Source organism: Posidoniimonas polymericola, from assembly GCF_007859935.1.
In the GTDB taxonomy this organism is placed as follows: domain Bacteria; phylum Planctomycetota; class Planctomycetia; order Pirellulales; family Lacipirellulaceae; genus Posidoniimonas; species Posidoniimonas polymericola.
In genome coordinates this window covers 307,023-328,951 of sequence record NZ_SJPO01000003.1, presented here as the reverse complement: position 1 = coordinate 328,951, position 21,929 = coordinate 307,023, and the positions used below count along the sequence as shown (strand labels likewise).

Sequence of the window (21,929 nt, the reverse complement as noted above, 5' to 3'; positions counted from 1 at the left end):
GGCGTTACTCGGTAGCCGGTTGCTCGAGCCGGGTCGGCGGCAGGTCGTCGCTCTCGACCATGGTCGAAACCCCTTCGGCGTCTTTGGTAAGCGTAAACCCATCGTACATGCCGCCGGACGGGACCCGCGCCTCGTAGCGGATCTCATCCTGCGAGACTTGGATCACCTGGAACAACTGCACGCCCGAGGCGACGCGGGGCACCTCCCACGACTCTTTGAGCGGATACATCTTCGGCCCACTGACGCTCACCACGTAGACCGTGTTGCTGCTCTTGGCGGTCACACCCTCGGTGACGTTGGTCGGCCCGCCGAGGGACGAGCGGGCGTAGGCGTGGTCGTGGCCCTGCAGCACCAGGTCGACACCGTTTTCCTCCAGGATTGGCTGCCACAGTCCGCGGAGCACGGGGTTGTCGCGTTCTTTAGCGGCCGAAAAGATCGGGTGGTGGAAGGTCACGATCGTCCACTTGGGCCGGCTGGGGTCCGACAGCACCGACCGCAGCCAGTCGGCCTGACGCTCGATCTGCTCGTTGGAGTTGAGTGAGACAAAACGAGTTCCCTGGTAGTCGAACCAGTAGACGGTCTCCTCAAGCCCCGGGGGGCCGTTGAGCGGGAACGAGAACTGCGGCGCCCAGTGGCGGGTCCGGCCCTCGGAGTACTCGTGGTTGCCCGGTGTGGCGACCGTCGGGATCATGCCGTTGAGCCAGCCGCCGGCGCCGAACCACTCGCCCCACTGCGCGTCTGAGTTGGCGTTGTTGATCAGGTCGCCGGCGTGCAGCATGAACGCCGCCCGGGGGGCGTGCTGGTTCGCCTCGCGGATGACGCGGGACCACATCGAGCGGATATCGTTTTGGGCGTCGCCGAAGTAGACGAACGAGAACGGCTTGGCCTCGCGGCTGGCGGTGCGGAACTGGAGCCACTCGCTCGGGTTCGTCGGGCCGCCGACCCGGTAGGCGTACATAGTCTCGGGCTCGAGCTTGTCGAGGTGGGCCGTGTGCAGGTAGTACGAGCCGAGGTCGGACTCGAACCGCTCGAGCGTCCCCTCGACCAGCCGCGCCTCGCCGATGGTCGCCCACTTGAGGCGGTCGGCCTCGATCACCTCGACCCGAGTGGCCGACTCCGCGAGGTCGGTCCGCCAGGTGACGTCCATCGAGCCGGCGGGGTCGCCGCTCCAGGTCAGCACGATCCGGTCGGGCAGCGGCGTCGCGCGGTGCTGCTCGGTTGGCCGGACCGGGATGGTCTCGTGGGCGTGGTCCTCATGAGCCGGCGCAATACTGCCAACCGCCCATGCAAGGGCGCACACAACTCCACCAAGAACAGGGGTAATCCGCATGATTTGCCAGACTGTGGCGAGGGGGGAAGAAACCGGCCGGGTGCGTGGAACGCCAGCTCGGGGCCCTCATGATAGTCACAACCTAGGGCGGGGGAAGAGCCGGCGCAGAATCTTCACATACCGCCCAAAAGCGGGCGGATCAGGCCGCGTTCGAGCACCGCTTGCCGGCCGAAGGGGCGCCGCGGCGGCCGCCAGACAGGGCCGCCAAGTCGGCGTCGACCATCATGCCGACCAGCTCGTCGAAGGTGTGTTCGGGCGCCCAGCCGAGCTCGCGGCGGATCCGCGAGGCGTCGCCCCGCAGGCACTCCGACTCGACCGGGCGGAAGAACTCGGGGTCCACCGACACGCGGACGCGTCCCGCTTGGTCGACGCCGTGCTCGTTGACGCCCTCGCCGTGCCACGTGAGCGGCACGCCGGCTCGGGCGAACGCGCGGCAGCAGAAGTCCCGCACCGAGTGCGTCTCGCCAGTCGCCACGACGTAGTCCTGCGGCCGCTCGGCCTGCATCATCAACCACATCGCTTTGACGTAGTCGCCGGCGTAGCCCCAGTCGCGTTCGGCGTTGAGGTTGCCGAGCGAGACGGTCTCCTGCTGGCCGAGGGCGATCGCGGCGGCGGCGCGGGTGATCTTGCGGGTGACAAACGCCTCGCCGCGGCGGGGCGACTCGTGGTTGTACTGGATGCCGTTCACGGCAAACATGCCGTACGACTCGCGGTAGTTCCGCGTGAGGTGGAACGCGTAGGCCTTCGCGCACGCGTATGGGCTGCGGGGGTGGAACGGGGTCTGCTCGTTCTGAGGACTCTCGCTCGCCAAGCCGAACAGCTCCGACGAAGACGCCTGGTAGAAACGCGACTCGTGCCCGCACTCGCGGAGCGCCTCGAGCAGGCGAACCGCGCCCAGGCCGGTGACATCGCCCGTGTACACGGGCAGCTCAAACGACACCTTGACGTGCGTCTGGGCGCCGAGGTTGTAGACCTCGTCCGGGCGGATCGACTTGACGTGCCGGTTCAGCACCGAGCCGTCGGCCAGGTCGCCGTAGACGAGCCGCAGCCGCGCGTCCCGGTGGGTGTTCTCGCGTTGGGGCGAGCGGTAGATGCCGTCGATGCGTCCGGTGTTGATGCTCGACGCGCGGCGGATCATCCCCCAGACGGTGTACCCCTTCGCGAGCAGCAGCTCTGCCAGGTACGAACCGTCTTGCCCCGTGATGCCAGTGATGAGCGCCGTTTTCGCCATGCGTTTCAGGATTGAGCAAGACTCTTGGAGGGATTGCTGGTAGGGAGCCGGCCGGCTGTCGCGCCGAGCCGCGGTACCTTACGCGCTGAGCGGCACGTGCTCCAGGTCGATTTCCTACCGATCAACTGGGCGAATCTCGTACCGAGCCTCGATTAATAGTAGGAGGCCCGCAACGCGAGACCACTCCAGCGGCGGTTTCGGAGGCGGCGCAGGCAGGCTCCCTGGCGGCCATGCCGAGTGCAATTCGACCAGCCGGAGGGAGATTTTAGGGGGTGCGTCCCGAGGGCCGAGCGAATCGGCCGCCGCGGGCTGCTTTGACCATAGCCTGTCGGCAATCCCGGGGCAACGCGAATCCCCGATCGACAGTTCTGAGGGGCCGCCGCCCCCTCTGGGTGAAGACCGATAAACCACTACCACAGAACGACTTAGCTCAAGCATCATGCAAACCAGGCCGATGCCAACCCACTTGATTGCCGGCGGCATGGGCTTCCTTGGGGCCAACCTATTGCGAGCGGCGTTCGCCTCCCTGGACGCACAGGCCGTGCTGCTCGACACGCTCTCCTACGCCGGCAGACACTCCTCACTGCCGCTGGGTGGGGACGCGAAGCGGGTACGCATTTTCGAAGGCCGCATCGCCGACCGCCCCGGGCACGACCGCGGCTACACTGAAAGCCAGCAGGTTGCGCACCGAGCTGGGCCAGGCCCGGAGACTAACACACAGGCGTTTTCCGCACTCCGGAAGCGACCGCCAGGTCTCCGAGGGCCACTTTGCCCCGACGGGCGGCGACTTTCTTGCGACCACGCCGCGGTGCATAATAGGGGACTGCCCGTAACTCTTCATCTCGTCGCAAGCCGATCGCAAAATACATGACTGCCAAAACCCTGCTGCTTCTCGTCATCCTGGGCCTCGCGTTCGCCGCCGATTCGTCGGCGGTCGACTGGGAGGACCAAACGGTCATCAGCCGCAACAAGCTCGCCCCGCACGCCACGTTCTTCCGGTTCGACACGGCCGAAGACGCACGCGACGGTTCGCGGGATGACTCGCCGTACGTGAAGCTGCTCAATGGGACGTGGAAGTTCCACTGGGTCGCGAACCCGGACGAGCGGCCGATGGACTTCGTCGCGGTCGACTTCGACGACTCGACGTGGGACGACATCCGCGTCCCTGGCGACTGGCAGACCCAGGGCCACGGCCAGCCGATCTACACGAACGTCAACTACCCGTTCGACAAGAACCCGCCCAAGATCGGCGGCCGCAACGGCAACCCGGTCGGCTCGTACCGCACCTCGTTCACCGTGCCCAAGGAGTGGGACGGCCGCCGCGTCGAGATCAACTTCGACGGCGTCGAGTCGGCGTTCTACCTGTGGGTGAACGGCAAGAAGGTCGGCTACTCGCAGGGGAGCCGCACCCCGGCCCGCTTCGACCTGACGCCGTTCCTCAAAGAGGGCGAGAACACGCTCGCCGCGCAGGTGTTCCGCTGGTGCGACGGCTCGTACCTCGAGGACCAGGACTTTTGGCGGCTTAGCGGCATCTTCAGGGATGTCTACCTGGAAGGGTTGGCGCCGACGCGGATTGTTGACTTTGAGGTGCAGACCGACCTCGACAAAGAATACCGCGACGCGACGCTTGCCGTGAGCGTCGACTGCACGACCGCAGACGGCGACCAGGCCGACCTGTGGGTCGAACTGGTCGACGCCGATGGCGCGGTCGTGGCATCGCGTGAAGGGGGCGTCAACGGCAGTGGCGACGAGGTCACGCTTAGGCACTCGCTCAATATCGCAGCCCCTAAGCTCTGGACCGCTGAGACGCCGTACCTCTACCGTTTGGTAATCACGCTGAAGGACGAAGACGGCAAAGCGCTCGAGTCGACCGCCGTCAACGTTGGCTTCCGCGAGGTGGAAATCAAAGATGGCGTGCTGCTGGTCAACGGCAAGTACGTCTACATGAACGGCGTCAACCGCCACGAGCACCACCCGGTCACCGGGCACACGATCAGCCGTGAGTCGATGATCGAAGACATCCTGCTGATGAAGCAGCACAACATCAACGCGGTCCGCACGTCGCACTACCCGAACGTCCCGGAGTGGTACGACCTGTGCGACGAGTACGGGCTGTTTGTCGTCGACGAGACCAACATCGAGTCGCACGGCATGGGCTACGGCCCCGAGTCGCTGGCCAAGGACCCGAGCTGGGGCAAGGCCCACCTGGACCGCGCGATCCGGATGGTCGAGCGGGACAAGAACCACCCGTCGATCGTGACCTGGTCGCTCGGCAACGAGGCCGGCAACGGCGTCAACTTCATGGCCAACTACGACTGGATCAAGCAGCGTGATGCGTCGCGGCCGGTGCAGTACGAGCAGGCGGGCTGGCGCGCCCGCAACACCGACATCCGCTGCCCGATGTACGCCCGCATCGACGGCATCGTCAACTACGCCACCCATGACGCGGACCGGCCGCTGATCCTCTGCGAGTACGCCCACGCGATGGGCAACAGCGTCGGCAACCTGCCGGAATACTGGTCCGCCATCCGCGAGCACCGGGCGCTGCAGGGCGGGTTCATCTGGGACTGGGTCGACCAGGGCCTGCTGACCAAAGACGCCGACGGCCATGAGTACTACGCCTACGGCGGCGACTTCGGCGACCGGCCGAACGACGGCAACTTCTGCTGCAACGGCCTGGTCCGCCCGGACCGGGTCCCCAACCCGTCGCTTTTTGAGGTAAAGAAGGTCTACCAGCGCATCTCCACCGCCGCCGGCGACAAGCCGGGCGTCTACGTCGTGAAGAACGAGTACGACCACCAAACGCTGGCGCCGTTCGACCTGACCTGGACTGTCGAGGTCGACGGCAAGACTGTGCAGGACGGCCGCCAGGCCGCGCCCGAAGCAGCCGCCGGCGATTCGGCTGAGGTGGAGCTGCCGATCGAGCCGGTCGACGCCGCGCCGGGCCAGGAGGCGATCCTCACGGTCCGTTACGTGCTGCGTGACCAGGCGCCCTGGGCGCCGGCTGGCCACCAGGTGGCCGTGGATCAGTTTGATCTGGAGGCCGAGCCCGGCGAGGCCGCGATCAAGCTGGCCCAGCACAAGCCTCAGGCCAACGAGACCGACGACCAGATTCTGCTGAGCAGCGGCGGCGTGTCGGTCGCCGTCAACAAACGGACGGGCCACGTCGACTCGATCGCCCAGGACGGGGAGCCGCTGATCACCGCACCGTTGGTCCCCAATTACTGGCGGGCGCCCATCGACAACGACAACGGCAACCAGATGCCCCGCCGCCTGCGTGACTGGCGCCGCGCTGGCCGCAGCCGCGAATTGACCCGCTGCGAGCAGTCGCAAGCGAAGGACGGGGCGGTTACGGTGGAGTGCGAGTGGAAGCTGCTCGACGGCAAGGCGGCCGAGCGTGCGTCATACACCCTCGACGCGCTGGGCGCGCTAAAGGTCTCGTTCACCATCAACGCGTCGGGAGACCTGCCGGACATTCCCCGCGTCGGCCTTCGGACGGAGATTCCGACCAGCTTCACCCAGGCAGCGTGGTTCGGACGCGGCCCGCACGAGAGCTACTGGGACCGCAAGAGCGGCGCGCCGGTCAGCCATTACGCTATGCCGGTCAGCGAGCTGATCCACGAGTACGTGCGACCCCAAGAGAATGGCAACCGCACCGACGCCCGCTGGCTGGCCCTCACATCGGAGAACGGTCGCGGCCTGCTGGTCGCCGGGGCGACGTTCGACTTTAGCGTCTGGCCTTACACCCAAAGGGCGCTGCAGCAGGCGCGGCACCCCCAAGAGCTGCAGCGCGGCGAGGTGCTCACCCTCAACCTCGACTACCGGCAGATGGGCGTCGGTGGAGACGACTCGTGGGGCGCGTGGCCGCACGAGGAGTACCGCCTGAAAGCGGGCGAGTACGGCCTTGAGCTTACGCTGACGCCACTCGACCCCAGCGTCGGCACAGCGAGCGAGGTCGCCCGGGCCGCTATGGGGGGAGAGTAAGGGACCTCCAACGCGACTAGGTGATCTGGGCGACGGGCCCGCGCGGCCAATCACCTCGCATGCTGCTCGATGAACTCGACGATCGCCCTGCCCACCGGATCGCCCGGCCGGTGGCACAGGTCGTAGATCGAGCCGTGGTCGCGATCGACCCCGACGACCAGCCTGGCTCGGTTGTCGCCCAAACGCTTGAAGTGGGCGAGGAGCAGTTCGTTCTGCTCGAGCCGCAGCGGCAGGTCGCGATCGCCACAGATCAAGAGCGTCGGCGGCCCGCTCGCGCGGATGGCGTTCAGCGGGGCCGCGTCGTCGACCACGACGCGATCCTCTGGGATGCCTCGCTCGCGTCTGACCGCGGTGTGGTTCAGCGTCTGCCCGCTGATCGGCAGCAGCCCGGCGAGCTTGATCTCTGGCTCACGGTCGTCGGCGAAGCAGCCGAGCTCCGCCGCCGCCATCAGCGTCAGGTAGCCGCCGGCCGAGTGGCCTGAGAGGAACACCAATTTGGAATCGCCGCCGTACTCGTCGACATGGTCGTGGGTCCACCGCACGGCGTCGGCGGCGTCGCGGACGTAGGCCGGGAACTCGACCTTCGGCGAGAAGCGGTAGTTGGCCGCGACCACGATCACGCCGTTGCGGTTCAGCAGCCTTGCGATCGGCGCGGCGGTTTGCTTGTCGCCGCCGGTCAGCCCGCCGCCGTGGAAGAACACCACCACGGGCCGCCGGGCCGCATTGCCCGACTCCTCGGGGAGATAGAGGTCCAGCCGGCAGCGCTCGCGCTGGTAGTCGGTGATATCATCGCCCGGCTTGTAGAGCACGTCCCGTTTCGCCACGCGGAGCGGCGGCGGCTCAACGGCCTGGCAGACCAGTGGGACGATCACCGCGGCCATCAGGAACGCTAGGACTCGTGTAGCCACGGCTTCTCCCTACCTGTGGGCCGCCCCTGGCGCCGGGCAAGCCGCCACGGCGCCAGACGCCGGCATTCGATTAGTCGACCAGCTTCTCAATGCCCGTCAGCAGCTGCTTGGCGTTGGCCACCCCGCCGACGCTCGCCGCGAACTCCTTAGCCGCGACCAGCTGCTTGAGGTAGGCGTCGCTGCCGGCGGCCGCGGCCGGCTTGCGGCCCCGCACGGCCTTCTTCTTTGCGCCGGTCTTCTTCTTGGCGTTGGCCTTGATCGTGCTCACCTGCTGCGGCGAGACCTTGATCCCCTGCTTGCCGAGGGCCTCGCTGACGGCGCTCGGACCCGCCTTTGGGTTCTTGGCCATGTACTCGCGAGTCTTCTCGCTCTTGTTCACCTTGCGTTTGGCCACCTGTTGCTCCTTCATCGTTGACGCGGGCGGCGCGGGGTTGTTGACCCGGGCGCCCGCACATCAAACATGACTATGCCGCATAAACATTCACGACGGCAGAAGATAGTTAGACTCACAGTTGAGTCAGACTAGTAGGGTCAGGGCCGTATGTAAACTCCCTAACTGTTCGCGGCGGGCATCACACACTCGGTCGAGTGGCGACCCGAAAGCCGCATCCCACAGATAAGCCTACGAGGAATTACCGACGCGAGACCCCTGGCCGCGGAGCCAATCAGGTGCCCCGAACTGCACCGAACCACTCGATCTGCTTCCGCGGGCAGTACGTGTAGCCTTGGTCGTGGCAGTAGGGACGCAGCCACGTGGCGCGTTCGGCGAGTTCCTCCTCGCGAACGCCTTGCGGCATCAGCAGCACCCGCTCGCGGTCGACCGTGCCGATGCCTGCCAGCCACTCCTCGAGCTCCGCCAGGTCGGGCCGCTGGTCGACGACAAACTTGAGCTGGTAGTCGTACTGGGTCAGCAGCCGGCGGACAATCTCGGGGCGGTTGCGGTTCTGCTCGTGCCGCCGCCGCCAGTGCGGGTGCTCCTCGGCGTTGGGGGCCGAGCCGGACAGCTTCGGGCTGACCGACATCAGGTCGCACACCACCGGCAGGTAGAGCGTGCCGGCGGTTTCAATGGTGATGTGCCGCCGCTGCAGCCGCAGCTTCTCACACAACGGGATCAGCTCGGCGAACAGCATTGGCTCGCCGCCGGTGATCACCACGTGGCGGCAGTCCCATTCCTCGATCTGGGCGACAATCTCGTCGACCGACAGGTCCACCCCCTCGGGCGACCACGACGCGTGCGGCGTGTCGCAGAACCAGCAGCGGAGGTTGCAGCCGCTGGCGCGGACAAACACGCTCGGCGAGCCGGTCAGCAGGCCTTCACCTTGTATCGATTTGTAGATCTCTGCGATTCGCATGGTTGCCAATGGCGGTGGCGATAGGAAAAACCCAAACGACTATTCTACCATCCTGAGCGTCAGGTAGCGGTCCCATCTGAACAGGGCGTAGAACGGCGTGAGGACGCTTGTCAGCACGGTGAACGAGCTGCCGCATTCCAGCCGCTGCTCTTGTTCGGGGCCCAAGTGGAAGGAAACGACAGGGCTGCCGCACCAGTCGAGCCGGACCGACGCCTCGCAGGGCCCCGAGGCGACCGGGAACGACTTCGTCTGACCGTTGCGGATCACTCCCACCTTCCGGCCGTTGACGATCACCCGGTAGCCGCGGCCCCAGTCCTGCATCCGCCACAGGCGGCTCACCACTAGCAGGGCGTCCGCCTCGGGCCGGTCGTCCGCCGTATCGACCTGCGGCGAGGCGTACGGGTTCGCTTCATTCGGCGACAGTTCGTCGGGCATGGCTCGCTACGCCTGATAGGGGACCGGGTCCTCGAGCCCGGCGTCGGCGAAGCCCTGCAGCCGCAGCTGGCACGCGTCGCAGCGGCCACACGCAACGCCGTCGGCGTCGGGGCTGTAGCAGGTGTGCGTCAGCGAGTAGTCGACTCCCAACGCCATGCCGTGCTGCACGATCTGGGCCTTGGTCAGGCTGATCAGCGGCGCGTGGATTGTGAACTTGCACTCGCCTTCCACGCCGCACTTGGTCGCCAGGTTGGCGAGCTGCTCGAACGCCGCGACGAACTCCGGCCGGCAGTCGGGGTAGCCGCTGTAGTCGACCGCGTTGACGCCGATCCACAGGTCGGCGGCGCCGAGGGTCTCGGCGTAGCCGAGCGCGAGCGACAGAAACAGTGTGTTCCGCGCCGGGACGTACGTCACCGGGATGCCGGCGGCCATCTGTTCGCCGGAGCGGCCCTGCGGCACGTCGATGTCGGCGGTCAGGGCGCTGCCGCCGTACTGCCCGGCGTCGACCGTGACGGTGCGGTGCTCGGCGACCCCCAGCCGCTCGGCGACCCGCCCGGCCGCCTGCAGCTCGAACCGGTGACGCTGGCCGTAGTCGACGCTCAGGGCGTACACCTCGAACCCGGCGTCGGCAGCCATCGCGGCGGTGGTCGCCGAGTCGAGGCCGCCCGACAGCAGCACCACGGCCTTCGGTTTCGTGACGGGTTGGGTCATGGCGGCCTGCGGCGGCGGGAGTGGGTGGGCAATGGGCTGGCGGGGGCAGAGAGTGGGTTGCGGGTCCCTTCTCTCCTCCCCCCCATCATGCCAGAATAGGGTCCCACCAAAAAGGAGTCCTGCGGGCCCTTGCGGCGCCGACGAACACGGGTCGACCACCAGGGAGGCCGGTGTCCCCAGACGGCGGCCTCGAGCCAGGGACTCATTCACCGCGCACCCATCAATAAACCACGATGTCCGACTTCCGCGGCCTGCTCGAGACCTTCGACAACCAGTACCCCGAGCGCGACTACAAGATCGAAATCGTCGCACCGGAGTTCACTTCGGTCTGCCCCAAGACCGGCCAGCCCGACTACGGCACGATCACGCTGACCTACACGCCCCGCGGCAAGTGCATCGAGCTGAAGAGCTACAAGTTCTACCTGCAGAGCTACCGCAACGAGGGCATCTTCTACGAGAACGTCACCAACACGATCATCGACGACCTGGTGGCGGTCGTTCAGCCGCAGTGGATGAAGGTCGAGGCCGCCTTCAGCGCCCGCGGCGGCATCACCGAAACGGTCACGGTGCAGCACACGTCAATGATGTAGCGGCCCCGCGCCGGGCCCCCGGGCGCGGCGTTCCACTCCTAATCCCCCCACGGTTTCATGCCCCCTACTCCTCAAGTCATCCTCTCCGGTTTCGCCGACGAGGCCGCCAACAACAAGCTCGCGGTGGAGCAGTTCGCCGCCTTTGCGGCCCTCGGCCTGGAGTACTACAGCCTGCGTTTCGTCGACGTCGGCCAGGGCGTCAAGAACGTGATGGACCTGACCAAGTCCGAGATCTCGAAGCTCCGCAAGCTCGAGGACGAGTACGGCATGAACGTGGCGTCGATCGGCTCGCCGATCGGCAAGGTCAAGCTGATCGACCAGGAGGACGGCAGCAAGAACCGCTACGTGCCGTTCAAGCAGTACCTGCAGAAGGACGTCGCGAAGGCGTGCGAGCGGGCCCACGCGTTCGAGACCAAGCTGATCCGCGGCTTCTCGTTCTACCCGCCGAAGGGCGAGGACCCGTGGGACTACGTGCCGCAGGCGGTCGACCAGCTCGGCCAGATCGCCGAGGCCTGCCACCGCAGCGACCTCACCTTCGGCCTGGAGGTCGAGGCCAACCTGATCGGCCAGTCGGGCCAGCTGCTGGCCGAGCTGCACAAGCAGGTCGACCACCCGGCGATGGTCACCATCTTCGACGGCGGCAACCTGATCAGCCAGGGCTACTCGAACATCGAGTGCTACGCCCAGTACGTCGAGATGAAGCCAAGCCTGGGATGGATGCACATCAAGGACTACCACGACCCGAGCCTGACCCGCGGCGGGCACGTGCACGAGGAAATGCTCAAGAACTTCGTGCCGGTCGACATCGGCGACAGCGCCCACGAGCTGATCTTCCGCGACTTCCGCGAGATGCTGCCGAAGCTTGAGAAGAAGCTCAAGAAGCGGGGCATCCCCGGCGTGTTCCTCGACCTCGAGCCGCACCTGAAGGGGGGCGGGCAGTTCGGCGGCTTCAGCGGCCCCGACGGCTTCGGAGTCGCCCTCCGCGCGGTGTGCAAGATGCTCGACGCCGCCGAGATCGGCTACCACCTCCGCGACTTCGACGACGTAAAAGCGGCGCGGGGGTTCTAAAGCAGGCTTTCCCAAGGGTAGCCCTTCCTGCGTCTTAGCCCACCCCGCCAGGGGTGGGACTACGTTGGGTTCGGTCCCACCCCTGGCGGGGTGGGCTGATCGATCGTGCAGTGGGCCCTAAGTGACTTGATTCATGCTCGCCGCGTTCGACCCCATCTACGCCCTGATCATGCTTACCGCGGTGGTCGCGTGCGGGCTGCTCTTGCGGCGGTCGCAGTCGGCGTTGCCGCTGTCGAAGGAAGAGCGGCTGGCGGTCGGCGTCGGCGCGTTCTGCGGGGCAATGATCACCGCCAAGTTGCCGTTCGTGCTCAGCGACCCGGTCGGCATGGCGAGCGGCATGGCGTGGTTCGCCGACGGCAAGACCATCCTGTTCGGCCTGATCGGCGGCTACATGGGCGTCGAGGCGGCCAAGTGGGCGTTCGGTATCCGCGTGAAAACCGGCGACTCGTTCGCGGCGCCGGTGGCGCTCGCCGTGGCGATCGGCCGCCTGGCGTGCTTCCGCGCCGGCTGCTGCTTCGGCGTGCCAACCGACCTGCCGTGGGGCGTGGTGTTCCCGGCCCAAGGCCCCGAGCCGCGGCACCCGACCCAGCTCTACGAAGCCGCGTTCCACTTCGCTTGCTTCCTCGCATTGATCGTCATGCGTCGCCGCGGCATGTTCCACGGCAATCTGGTGAAGCTTTACATCCTGACGTACCTCGCCTACCGCTTCGCGACCGAGTTCATCCGCCCCGAGGCCCGGCTCTGGCTCGGCCTTACCGGCTACCAGTGGGCGTGCCTTCCGCTGGCGGTGCTGTTCGCGTGGCTGTGGCGACGGGACTCGCCGCGGGCCGCGACTTACGCCGCCCCACCACAATGACGCCCGCGAGCAGGATAAACACGCTCGCCGGGTAGAACGTCCAGGCCGGGGTTTCGTTCGGCAGCAGCAGGTACGCCAGCACGCCGGCGATGATGAACTGCAGCATGCTCGCCAGGCCGACCACCTGGCCGCGGAAGTGCCGCATCGCGTTGTTGAGCAGCGAGTGGCCCAGCACGGTCGGGATCAGCCCCAGGGCGAGCACCCAGTACCACTCGCGCGGCCAGTCGACCGACAAGTCCGTGGCGAACACCGGCGCCAGCAGCAACGCCACGACCGCCGCGGTGTAGTACAGCGGAACCAGGTACAGCCACACGGTCGGGTGGTGGCGGTACTTCCGGCCCAGCGTCAAGTACAACGCCAACAGCAGCATCGAGCCCAAGCAAACCAAATCACCGTTGAACTGCTCGCGGCTGAGGTTGAAGTCCGACACGAACAGAATGCTCAAGCCGATGCCCGCCACGCCGGTCGCCAGCAGCTCTCGCCGGTTGGGTCGCTCGCCGGTCAGCCAGATCAACAGCAGCGGCATCACGATCGGCGTCAGGTTCACCAGCACGGTCGAGTTAACCGCCGGCGTCATACGCACGCCGATCAGCCACGTAATAAAGTGCAAAGCCAGCATCACGCCGGGGATCGCCGCGTCGCGGTAGTGTCGCCAGGTCAGCACGTCGCGATGCCGCCGCCAGTCGCGAATAAACAACGGCGTCAGCGCGACCGACGCGACCACCAGTCGCAGGCCGCTCAACAGCACCGGGTCGACGCCGCTCTTCTTGATCCAGATCACCGAGGTCGCGCAGGCCGCGACGCCGAACAAGAGGAGGAACGATTGCACAGGCGGCTGGGGGCGATAGGGACTTCGCGTGACGGTAGAAACAACTTCACAACCACCTTGTGACTTATAGCCGAGGGGTGCACGCCCTCTACTCAAACAACGGCAGCTCGTCGTTGCTGCGGCCGACGGGCTCTTCCGGTGGGGTCTGACCGAGGTGCTCGTAACCGCGGTTGGTCAGCTTGCGGCCGCGCGACGTGCGGACCACCAGGCCCTCTCGCAGCAGGAACGGCTCAACCTCGTCGGTCAGCGTGTCGGGCGCGGCGTTGAGGGTGTGGGCGATCGCCTCGACGCCGGCCGGGCCGCCGTTGAAGACCCGCAGGATGGTCTCCAGGTAGTTGCGGTCCTGCTGGTCGAGCCCCAGCGAGTCGACCCGCGACATGGCCAGCGCCCTGTCCGCCACCTCGAGCGTCACCTCGCCGTCGGCGCGGCTGGTGGCGTAGTCGCGGACCCACCGCAGGCGGTTGTTCACCACGCGGGGCGTGCCGCGGCTGCAGCCGGCGATCTTGCGGGCGGCGGCCTCTTCGATCGGGCACTTGAGGATCACCGCGTTGCGGAGCACGATCGTGGTCAGCTCTTCTTCGCTGTAGAACTCCAGGTGTTCGCGGATCTGGAACCGGTCCCGCAGCGGCGCCGACAGCAGGCCGGTGCGGGTGGTGGCGCCGATCATCGTGAACGGCCGCAGGTTCATGTTGACCGTCCGCGCGTTGACCCCCTCGCCAAGCGTGATGTCGATGCGGAAGTCCTCCATCGCCGGGTACATGAACTCCTCGACCGCCTTCGGCAGGCGGTGGATCTCGTCGATGAACAGCACGCTCCCCTCCTGCGCGTTGGTCAGGTAGGGCAGCAGGTCCTTCGGCGCCGCCAGCGCCGCGCCGCTAGCAATCTGCAGCTCCACGCCCAGGTCCCGCGGGATGCAGGTCGCGAAGGTGGTCTTGCCCAGGCCGGGCGGGCCGTCCAGCAGGATGTGGCCCAGCGGCTCGCCCCGCATCATCGCCGCGTCAACCGCCACGCGGATCCGCTCGTACACGGCCCGCTGCCCGATCATCTCCTTCATGTGCTTCGGGCGGAGCGCAGGGTCCTCCTCACGCGACTCCAACACCGTGCTTGGCGGCGGGGGCGGGGTCGGCTTCGATTGGTCTTCGCTCGAGAGAATCCGTTCGCGTGGCATGGGTGCGTCCGTGGGGGTAGAATCGGCGGGCCCTGCCAGTCTATCAAAAACTGCCGAGGGTCAGAATCGCACCCCGGGCGGCGGTTTCTTGGCGTTCGGGCCGTTCGCCCGCGGAATCCCGACGCCCCCACGCTATCACACCTCATCTCCGCATGTCCTGGACAACTAAGCTCGCCCGCCGCTCGCACGACCCCGTGTTCCTCTGGCGGGTGGCGATCGGCATCGTCGCGGCAGGCCTGCTGCTGAGCTTCGCGGCGCCGCTGCTAGCCGGCCTGGCGGGGCAGGACCCGCTGCAGCGGTGCCTGGTGGAGTCGGTCCACAACCCCAACCATCCCTGGCGGCCATTGGAGCGGCTGCAGCTGGCGCCCAACGCCGACTTCTACCAGGTGCTCGACGCCGCGGCGCTGATCGCCCGGAGGCTCGATCCCGAGGGGGACCTCCCGCCGCTCGGCCTGTTCGACAACGCCGCCCAGCGGTGGGACCGGGAGGCGGCCGAGATCGCCACGGTGATGACCAACAGCGTCGTGGGGCACGGTTCGCGGCTCTCGCTCTACCGTCAGGCGAATCGCCGCCCGCCGACCCGCTACGCCAACTACGCACTGGCCCACTGCCTGGCAGACGACCCGGCCGCCGCCACGCAGCGGATCGACCTGCTCCGCGCCGAGGCCGACCAGTTCGACTCCCAATCCGCCCGCGAGCGGCTGGTCTCGGCCCTCGCAGTTGCCGACCGCTGGGACGAGCTGACCGCCCTGGCCGACAACCCCGACTACCGACCCCTGATCCCGCCCTACGCGCTCGCCGAGCAGGCCGCCGAGCGTGACGACTGGCTCGCCGTGTTGCGGCAGATGCCGGCGTTGATGTTCCAGCAGTACGCGCCCGGGCCCGCGGTGCTGGCGCTGCTGACCGGCGCCTGCTGGCTGTCGTTTCTGCTGCACATCGGGCGATTCTATCAAGGGAGGGTCTCGCTGTGGCTCTGCCTGGCCGGCGTGGCATTGGGCGTGGTGAGCGTTGGGCTCACGTTGTTCTTCATCTTGGTGCAAGAAGCCGGTTGGGGGCTCGAGGAAAGCAACGAACTAATCCCCGGACTCAAGTACTTCATCCTCGGAGTCGGCCTCCGCGAGGAGCTCGCCAAGCTGCTGCTCCTCTTGCCGCTGATCCCCTGGCTGGTATCGCGGCGGTCGGAGCTGCAGGCGCTGATTGTCAGTGCTTGTGTTGGGCTTGGGTTCGCGGTCGAGGAGAACGTTGGCTACTTCGGCAACAGCCTCGGAGCCAGCAGCCTTGGCCGACTCACAATGGCCAACTTCCTGCATATGTCGCTTACCGGGCTGGTCGGCCTGGCGGTCTGCCGGGCGTGCTGGCATCCCAAGACGCTTGGACCCGAGGCGTTCGCGGTATTTGGTGTCGCGGTGCTGGGCCACGGCCTGTACGACGCTTTCATTGTTCTCCCAGCGTTGAACGATCAGTGGGGACTGGTGACCTTGCTGATCTACATCGGCGTCGTCTACCAGTTCTTCCGCGAGTTCCGCGCCGCCAACCACAGCGAGAGCTACCGGTTGAGCGTCTCGTTCACGTTCACCGTCGGCGTCGCGCTCGTAACCTCGGCGACCTACGTGTACCTCTCCAGCCAGCTCGGCCACAACGCCGCCCTCAAACTGCTGTCGGCCGAGCTGCTGAGCAGCGCGATCCTGATCTACCTGTTCCTGCGTGAGGCTCCGGATTCGTTGATTGATGTGTAAGTAGTGGCTGGCGGCTGGCACACGGTCACCGATGGCCGGCGAACCACATGAAGCGTCGCGGCTCCGCCGCGCGTCCACCGCCCCCAGCTAAGCCCCCACCTCTTCCAGAAACGCCGCCAGCCGCTGCCAGTACTCCCGCGGCAGCGGCTCGTTGTGGCCCATCCCCTCGTAGGCCAGAAACTCCTTCTGCTCGGTCGGGGCCGCGCGGAACAGCTGCTCCCCCTGCTCGAACGGCACCAGCGTGTCGTCCGTGCCGTGGCAGCCAAAGTACGGACCGTGATAGTTCTGGATCCGCTCGACAGATGGAAACTGGTTCCGCATCAAGAGCCGCACCGGCAGCCACGGAAACATCTTGGCCGCCGGGTCGGTCAGCCGCGCGAACGCACACTGCGCCACAACACAGCCGGCGCCCTGCCGCTCGGCCATCGCCACGGCCACGCCGGCGCCAATCGAGCGGCCGATCAGCACCTGCCGACTAGCGGGCGCCCCGGTCCGCTCCGCCAGCCAAGCCGACGCCGCCAGGCCGTCCTCGATCACGCCCGGCTCGATCGGCTTCCCGCCGCTCTTGCCGTAGCCGCGGTAGTCGAACACCAGCACGTCGGCCTGCAGGTGGCGGGAGATCACCGGCATCCGGTCGCCGATGTCCGCCACGTGCACGCCGTTGCCGTGCAGGTACAGCACCGACCGCCGGGCCTTCTCGTGCTTGAAGAACCACCCGTGCAGCGGCGTGCCATCGGCCGACGTGAAAGTGGCCTCCTCGAACTCCAGGTGCGGCGGCGCCCAATCCCCCTCGTCGGCGCTCGGGGCGGGGTAAACAAGCCAGCGTTCGATGAAGGTCATAGCAAGCAGGATCAGCAGGTAGTACAAGGCCAGCCGCCGCACGAGGCCGAGCCAGAACTTGCGGGTAGGGAGTCGCATCGCCATCCGTTCGGCCTTGAGGCTGAGTATGCAATCGTAACTCTACTCCCCTCGATGGGGAGGCCCATGTCAACTCTTGGGGGGGGTGGGGTGACGGCCCCGCCGGTCGGTCAACGGTCCCACCAACCAAAAGCCCCAAAGGGGCGCGCTATCACAGCCCAGGGCAACGCCCTGGGCAGAACCCGCCGCCCACACCAGGCCCTGAAGCCGCCCCAGGGCGTTGCCCTGGGCTGTATTGGCGCGCCCCGTTGGGGCTTGGCCTGTCGGCATGTCATCAACTCTGGTTCAAAACCCGCGGCTTCCGCCGCGGGCTGCATACTGTCGGAAATCTTGCTGCCCTCCTACGCACGACGTTTAGTCCAAAATATCGACCGGAGGGGACAAAACCCCACCCACGATTCTCCCCGCGATCCGTTTCGCGCTGCGATAGTAGGCTCTACGCACGCGAAGACCAAATCGACCCGTGGGTTTTGTCCGCCACGGTGTCCATCCGGACCAATCGGTCGGACAGAACCCAAAGGCAGCGAGCGTTTCCTTAACCGCGCAGCAACGAACGCCGGCCTGCGATACAAACGTCGCCGCCGTGCTCTGCAACCCTGTGTCGGTGTCCCCCTATTGGACCACACATCAAGTGACGCTTCTACACAAATCCGGGGAGAAGGCGCCACGGATCTCACAGCCCCAACGGGGCGCGCTATCACAGCCCAGGGCAACGCCCTGGGAAAACCCCGCCGCCCGCCACCAAGCCCTGAAGGGGCGCGCTACCGACCCTGACGATCAATAGCGCGCCCCTTCAGGGCTCTGGAAGATCGATCTGGCCGCCGACCCAGGGCGTTGCCCTGGGCTGTATTGGCGCGCCCCGTTGGGGCTTGGCTTGTCGGCATGCCATTAATTCTGGTTCAAGACCCACGGCTCCCGCCGCGGGCTGGTTCGCTGGGCGCATCGATAATTGTTTCCGCGGGACCATCATTCCGATCGCTCGATTTTTTCCTTGACACCCGCCATTCTAATTCTTTAGAATCCGAAGCAGCTAGCCGCAACCCGGCGACGCCGAACCCACCCGCTGAACACTGCACGGGAGCCCGTGATGTCGCGTCCCCGCTCGCCCCACCCGACCGATGGCGAACTCGAGATCCTCCGCGTGCTCTGGGAGCACGGCCCGGCGCCGCTCGGCGTGGTGTGCGACGCGCTCCGGGCGGAGCGTGAGGTCGCCACCACCACGGTGGCGACGATGCTCAAGGTGATGCTCGACAAGCAGCTCGTGAAACGGACCTCGGCCGGGCGGGGCTACCAGTGGTCGGCCGCCGTGTCGCACGAGTCGACCGCCGACTCGCTGCTCGGCAAGCTGGTCGACGGCCTGTTCGACGGCTCGGCCGAGCGGCTGGTCGCCCATTTGGTCGAGAGCAAGCAGCTCAAGCCGTCAGAGCTCGCCGAGCTGAAACAGCTGATCGGCGGAAAACGGACCACCAGCAAGAAGGGGAGGTAGCCATGAATAGCGGCGCCCTGTGGCTGATTGCCGGCTGGACCATGCTCCACTTCCTGTGGGTCGGGTCCACGATCGCGTTGATAACCCTCGTCGCTCGGTTCACGCTCCGAACCGCCGCGCCGCTGGCGCGGTACACCGTCACGCTGATGGGATTCGGCGCCCTCGCCATAGCGCCGGCCTTAATCGCCGGCTACTTGTGGCAGCAAGAGCCGATCGCAATTCCCGGCTCGCCGCTCGCTGGCGCTCCCGCCGCCACGTTCGAGTTCGCTGCGTTAGCAACCGAAGCAAGCGAATCGACGATCGATCTGGCAGAAACGCCGCTCGCGTTCGATCCGCAAGCCGCGGAGTTTCAACCGTCAACGGCTACTACCGCGGCCGAGCCAGCGACACTGCCAGCGACCGCGGCGGAGCCGACGGCGCTAAATAACGTGGCACTGGATGAAAAACTGGTAGCGGTGTTCGATCAAGCGGCCGAGTGGCTGCCGCTGCTGTGGCTGATCGGGGCCCCGCTCACTTTCCTGCTGCTGGCGACCGGCCTGATCGGGGTCGAGCGGCTGCGGAAGGACTGCCAGCCGGTGACGAGTGGCCCGCTGCACGAGGCCCTGGTCGCCGCGGCCGAGCGGCTTCGGATTCGCGGCCGGGCGGCGCTCGCGCTCAGCGAGCGGGTCGCCCAGCCGATGCTGATCGGCGTGCTGCGGCCGGTCGTGCTGCTGCCGGCCATCGCGGCGAGCGGCTACTCGCCCGAGCAGCTCGAGATGGTGCTGCTGCACGAGCTGGCCCACGTCCGCCGCCGCGACAACCTGGTGAACCTGCTGCAGCGGGCCATCGAGTCGCTGCTGTTCTTCCACCCGGCGGTCTGGCTGGTGAGCCGCCAGCTCCGCGCCGACCGCGAGCAGTGCTGCGACGCCCTGGTGGTCCGGCTGACCGACGACCCGCAGTCGTACGCCGAGCTGCTAGTCGCCGTGGCCGAGCAAACTTCCAGCGGCCCGCTCCCGCTGGCGGCTAGCGCAATGGCTTCTCACCCCCTCGCGCGGCGGGTCCGCCGCATCCTGCAACTCGAGGACGAACCGATGCTCGTTTCCAAGAAGTTTTTGCTGGCGGTCGTGGCCGTCGGCCTCGGCCTGACCGGCGCGTGTGGGTACTCGTTTTCACAGGGGCCCGAGGCGGTCTCTGAGGCAGCCAACGAGCCGGAAGCCTCGCCCGATGAAACGCAATCGGCCGAGCCGCAGGAAGTCGAAGCCGAGACTCCTGATGAGGAGCCGGCTCCTGGCAACCCGCACTCCTTGTCGCTGGAGGATCAGCGGGTGGCGGATTTGGCGTTCAAGATGTTTGACATTGAAGTCGCTTCGCTCGACGACGCTCAGGCGCCCGCCGTGAAGGAGAAGGGGTTTGGCGGCGGGCTGGTCGTTACCAAGGGAACCTTCGGAAACCGAGGCGGAGGGCGCGGAGGTGTGCCCCCCGTGTTTGCCCCCAGCGACATTCTCGTCGGGCTGCATGTATGGCCAATCGAGGGCTGGGATCAACTGGCCGAAGTGCTGCGTCGCGACGACCTCGGCGAGTTTAATCCACTAAAGGTTTACGTGCTGCGGTGGTCACCAGTTACGCCGTCCAACGACGGATTTGGCAGAGGTGGTGGAAACGGCGGAGAAATGGGTGGCGGCTACGGCGGAGAATTTGGCGGCGGCGGATACGGCGAAATGGGCGGACAGGCGCACGAGCCCGAGATGACCTACAAGCTGGTCACCGGCCGGATCACGTTCAAGGCGGACGCGTGGGAGGCAGAGCAGGAGCGGCTGGGGAAGACCGTCAAATACAAGCTGCCTCCCACGCCGGCCAAGAAGCCTGGCCCACCCTCATTGCCACCGCCCGGCTTCGGCCCTCCGCCAGCCGCGACGGCGCCGTCAACCGACGAAACGTACTTCAAGGCGCCACCGCTGGTGCTGCCCGGTGATAGGGTGGAACGTTCGGCGGCACAACTCCCCGAGCCAGGGAGCACTCCCCCGCCACTCGCCAAGCTGACCTACAACGGCCGCTCGTTCGAGGAGTGGAACACGCAGTGGCGGACGGAGCTGAGCACCAAGGAACGAACCACAGCTATCCAAGCCTTAACGGCGTTTGGTCGGGCCGGGTACGAGATCGAAGCGGCGAACGCGATCCTGGATGTCGCGGCGGTCTACGACTTCTCAGAACGGCGACTGGGTAGCATCCAAGGTGCGATTGCCGACGCGTTGCTCTCAACATCCCAACCGCCAAGCCCCAACGCGGCGCCGCTCGAAGCCTGGTTCCCCCTGTTGATGGATCGCTACGAGACGGATCCAGAGCGGTACGCGTCCCTGGTGCAGGAGATGGTTCAGCGGATCTCGCGGTCGCTGACGCCCGTCGAGGTAGACAAGAGCACCTACGAGACAATATGCGGGCTGCTCGACGACCCTCACACCGAAGTCGCCACTGCCGCACTCAAGACGCTGGTGAGCAAGGATGAACGACTCGCCGACCCCAGGGTGCGGGACACGTGGATCAGCGCCCTGCAGAGCGACGATTTGAAAGTGCGAAGGGGAGCCCTCATGCTGCTCCACCTGCCAGGGAACATGGGCCGAACGTGGACACCGCTCACCAATGAGAACGTCGACGAGCAGTGGCTGCGGCTGCTGTATCAAAACTTGCTGCACGAGGACTTCAGTGTCCGCCGCCTGAGCCGCTTGCTGCTAGGCGGTGCTTCCGATCACGCGAAACTCCAAACCGCGGATTTCCTCAAGCAGGTGCTAGAATCGCCGACAGAGTCAGAGTTGCACTGCGATCTCTACCCAGCCTCGGGAGCCGCTGAGATCGCAGCCGCCAAGCTTGCTGCGGCGCGGGGGATCGCAGTGCTTGGACCAGCGGCAGGCGCGTCGAAGCCCCCGCTTGAGGGCCTGCTAGAGTCCGACGACATCAAACTCGCCTGGGCCGCCGCGGTCGCGATGGACACGATCGACAATAGTCGTATTGATGGCTCTACATTTGAGTCCTACCGACGCACTATAGGCGCGGAGGGGCAACTGAGCCCCGAAAACGGCGCCGACGAACGTAGCTGGCTTCAAAACAACGCTGGGAGAGTGGGCAGTTATCTGAGAGGGCGTATCGAAGAAGAGGCTAACCGCATTAACCATCGATACAGTGACGCCCACAAGGCGATTTGGGTGAGCTGGCAAGAATCACTGATTGGGCAGAAACACTCTGAGCAGCAGTGACAAGACGTGCGTACGGAAACCTACGAACAGTGGGCCGCAAGCGCCGGCACGGTGCTATAGCTTGTTCCGACCTACCTCGCTCTCCCTTGCCGACGGATGA

The 21,929-nt window shown here is 66.5% G+C and carries 17 protein-coding genes; 7 read left to right on the top strand and 10 right to left on the bottom strand.

What is annotated here, in order from left to right; all coding sequences use genetic code 11:
* Positions 1 to 4 precede the first annotated feature (4 nt).
* Positions 5 to 1,330: a purple acid phosphatase family protein gene (locus Pla123a_RS08085; protein ID WP_146585693.1), complete on the bottom strand. Its 1,326-nt coding sequence runs from the start codon at positions 1,328 to 1,330 to the stop codon at positions 5 to 7.
* Between the two features lie 139 nt (positions 1,331 to 1,469).
* Positions 1,470 to 2,561 (bottom strand): GDP-mannose 4,6-dehydratase, encoded by a 1,092-nt coding sequence (gmd, locus tag Pla123a_RS08080; protein WP_146585691.1) that lies wholly within the window; start codon positions 2,559 to 2,561, stop codon positions 1,470 to 1,472.
* An 867-nt stretch (positions 2,562 to 3,428) separates the two neighbouring features.
* Between gmd and Pla123a_RS08075 the strand changes: the two genes are divergently transcribed.
* Positions 3,429 to 6,545, top strand: coding sequence for a glycoside hydrolase family 2 TIM barrel-domain containing protein (locus Pla123a_RS08075; protein WP_146585689.1), 3,117 nt, complete (start codon positions 3,429 to 3,431; stop codon positions 6,543 to 6,545).
* A gap of 50 nt (positions 6,546 to 6,595) precedes the next feature.
* On the opposite strand, the gene Pla123a_RS08070 is transcribed toward Pla123a_RS08075, so the two are convergent.
* The 5 genes from Pla123a_RS08070 to queC all read right to left on the bottom strand — a co-directional run bounded on the left by Pla123a_RS08070 (position 6,596) and on the right by queC (position 9,951).
* Positions 6,596 to 7,453, bottom strand: coding sequence for an alpha/beta hydrolase (locus Pla123a_RS08070; protein ID WP_146585687.1), 858 nt, complete (start codon positions 7,451 to 7,453; stop codon positions 6,596 to 6,598).
* 70 nt (positions 7,454 to 7,523) lie between these two features.
* The gene (locus Pla123a_RS08065; protein WP_146585685.1) at positions 7,524 to 7,847 is read right to left on the bottom strand and encodes a hypothetical protein; all 324 of its coding nucleotides are present in this window, start codon (positions 7,845 to 7,847) and stop codon (positions 7,524 to 7,526) included.
* A gap of 271 nt (positions 7,848 to 8,118) precedes the next feature.
* Positions 8,119 to 8,805: a 7-carboxy-7-deazaguanine synthase QueE gene (locus Pla123a_RS08060; protein WP_146585683.1), complete on the bottom strand. Its 687-nt coding sequence runs from the start codon at positions 8,803 to 8,805 to the stop codon at positions 8,119 to 8,121.
* A gap of 39 nt (positions 8,806 to 8,844) precedes the next feature.
* Positions 8,845 to 9,240, bottom strand: coding sequence for a hypothetical protein (locus Pla123a_RS08055; protein ID WP_146585681.1), 396 nt, complete (start codon positions 9,238 to 9,240; stop codon positions 8,845 to 8,847).
* Positions 9,241 to 9,246: 6 nt separating this feature from the next.
* Positions 9,247 to 9,951: a 7-cyano-7-deazaguanine synthase QueC gene (queC, locus tag Pla123a_RS08050; protein ID WP_146585679.1), complete on the bottom strand. Its 705-nt coding sequence runs from the start codon at positions 9,949 to 9,951 to the stop codon at positions 9,247 to 9,249.
* A gap of 233 nt (positions 9,952 to 10,184) precedes the next feature.
* Here queC and queF point away from each other — a divergent pair, with 233 nt between their 5' ends.
* The 3 genes from queF to Pla123a_RS08035 all read left to right on the top strand — a co-directional run bounded on the left by queF (position 10,185) and on the right by Pla123a_RS08035 (position 12,465).
* Positions 10,185 to 10,541: a preQ(1) synthase gene (gene queF / locus Pla123a_RS08045; RefSeq protein ID WP_146585678.1), complete on the top strand. Its 357-nt coding sequence runs from the start codon at positions 10,185 to 10,187 to the stop codon at positions 10,539 to 10,541.
* A 57-nt stretch (positions 10,542 to 10,598) separates the two neighbouring features.
* Positions 10,599 to 11,609 (top strand): sugar phosphate isomerase/epimerase family protein, encoded by a 1,011-nt coding sequence (locus tag Pla123a_RS08040; protein WP_146585676.1) that lies wholly within the window; start codon positions 10,599 to 10,601, stop codon positions 11,607 to 11,609.
* A gap of 133 nt (positions 11,610 to 11,742) precedes the next feature.
* Entirely contained in the window at positions 11,743 to 12,465 is a 723-nt protein-coding gene (locus tag Pla123a_RS08035; RefSeq protein ID WP_146585675.1) for a prolipoprotein diacylglyceryl transferase, read from the top strand.
* Here the strand turns inward: Pla123a_RS08035 and Pla123a_RS08030 are convergent.
* Positions 12,362 to 13,294: a DMT family transporter gene (locus Pla123a_RS08030; protein WP_197527786.1), complete on the bottom strand. Its 933-nt coding sequence runs from the start codon at positions 13,292 to 13,294 to the stop codon at positions 12,362 to 12,364. The two genes, Pla123a_RS08035 and Pla123a_RS08030, sit on opposite strands and share 104 nt — an antisense overlap.
* Before the next feature lie 88 nt (positions 13,295 to 13,382).
* Positions 13,383 to 14,462 (bottom strand): Holliday junction branch migration DNA helicase RuvB, encoded by a 1,080-nt coding sequence (gene ruvB / locus Pla123a_RS08025; RefSeq protein ID WP_146585671.1) that lies wholly within the window; start codon positions 14,460 to 14,462, stop codon positions 13,383 to 13,385.
* A 152-nt stretch (positions 14,463 to 14,614) separates the two neighbouring features.
* Here ruvB and Pla123a_RS08020 point away from each other — a divergent pair, with 152 nt between their 5' ends.
* Positions 14,615 to 16,198 carry a PrsW family glutamic-type intramembrane protease gene (locus tag Pla123a_RS08020; protein WP_146585669.1) on the top strand — a complete coding sequence of 528 codons (1,584 nt, stop codon included), beginning with the start codon at positions 14,615 to 14,617 and terminating at the stop codon, positions 16,196 to 16,198.
* Positions 16,199 to 16,285: 87 nt separating this feature from the next.
* On the opposite strand, the gene Pla123a_RS08015 is transcribed toward Pla123a_RS08020, so the two are convergent.
* Positions 16,286 to 17,122: an alpha/beta hydrolase gene (locus Pla123a_RS08015; RefSeq protein WP_146585667.1), complete on the bottom strand. Its 837-nt coding sequence runs from the start codon at positions 17,120 to 17,122 to the stop codon at positions 16,286 to 16,288.
* A gap of 1,081 nt (positions 17,123 to 18,203) precedes the next feature.
* Between Pla123a_RS08015 and Pla123a_RS08010 the strand changes: the two genes are divergently transcribed.
* Together Pla123a_RS08010 and Pla123a_RS08005 are read left to right on the top strand one after the other, a co-directional pair.
* Complete coding sequence (locus tag Pla123a_RS08010; protein ID WP_146585665.1) at positions 18,204 to 18,602, top strand: BlaI/MecI/CopY family transcriptional regulator; 399 nt, start codon at positions 18,204 to 18,206, stop codon at positions 18,600 to 18,602.
* A 2-nt stretch (positions 18,603 to 18,604) separates the two neighbouring features.
* Complete coding sequence (locus Pla123a_RS08005) at positions 18,605 to 21,829, top strand: M56 family metallopeptidase (RefSeq protein ID WP_146585663.1); 3,225 nt, start codon at positions 18,605 to 18,607, stop codon at positions 21,827 to 21,829.
* Positions 21,830 to 21,929 lie beyond the last annotated feature (100 nt).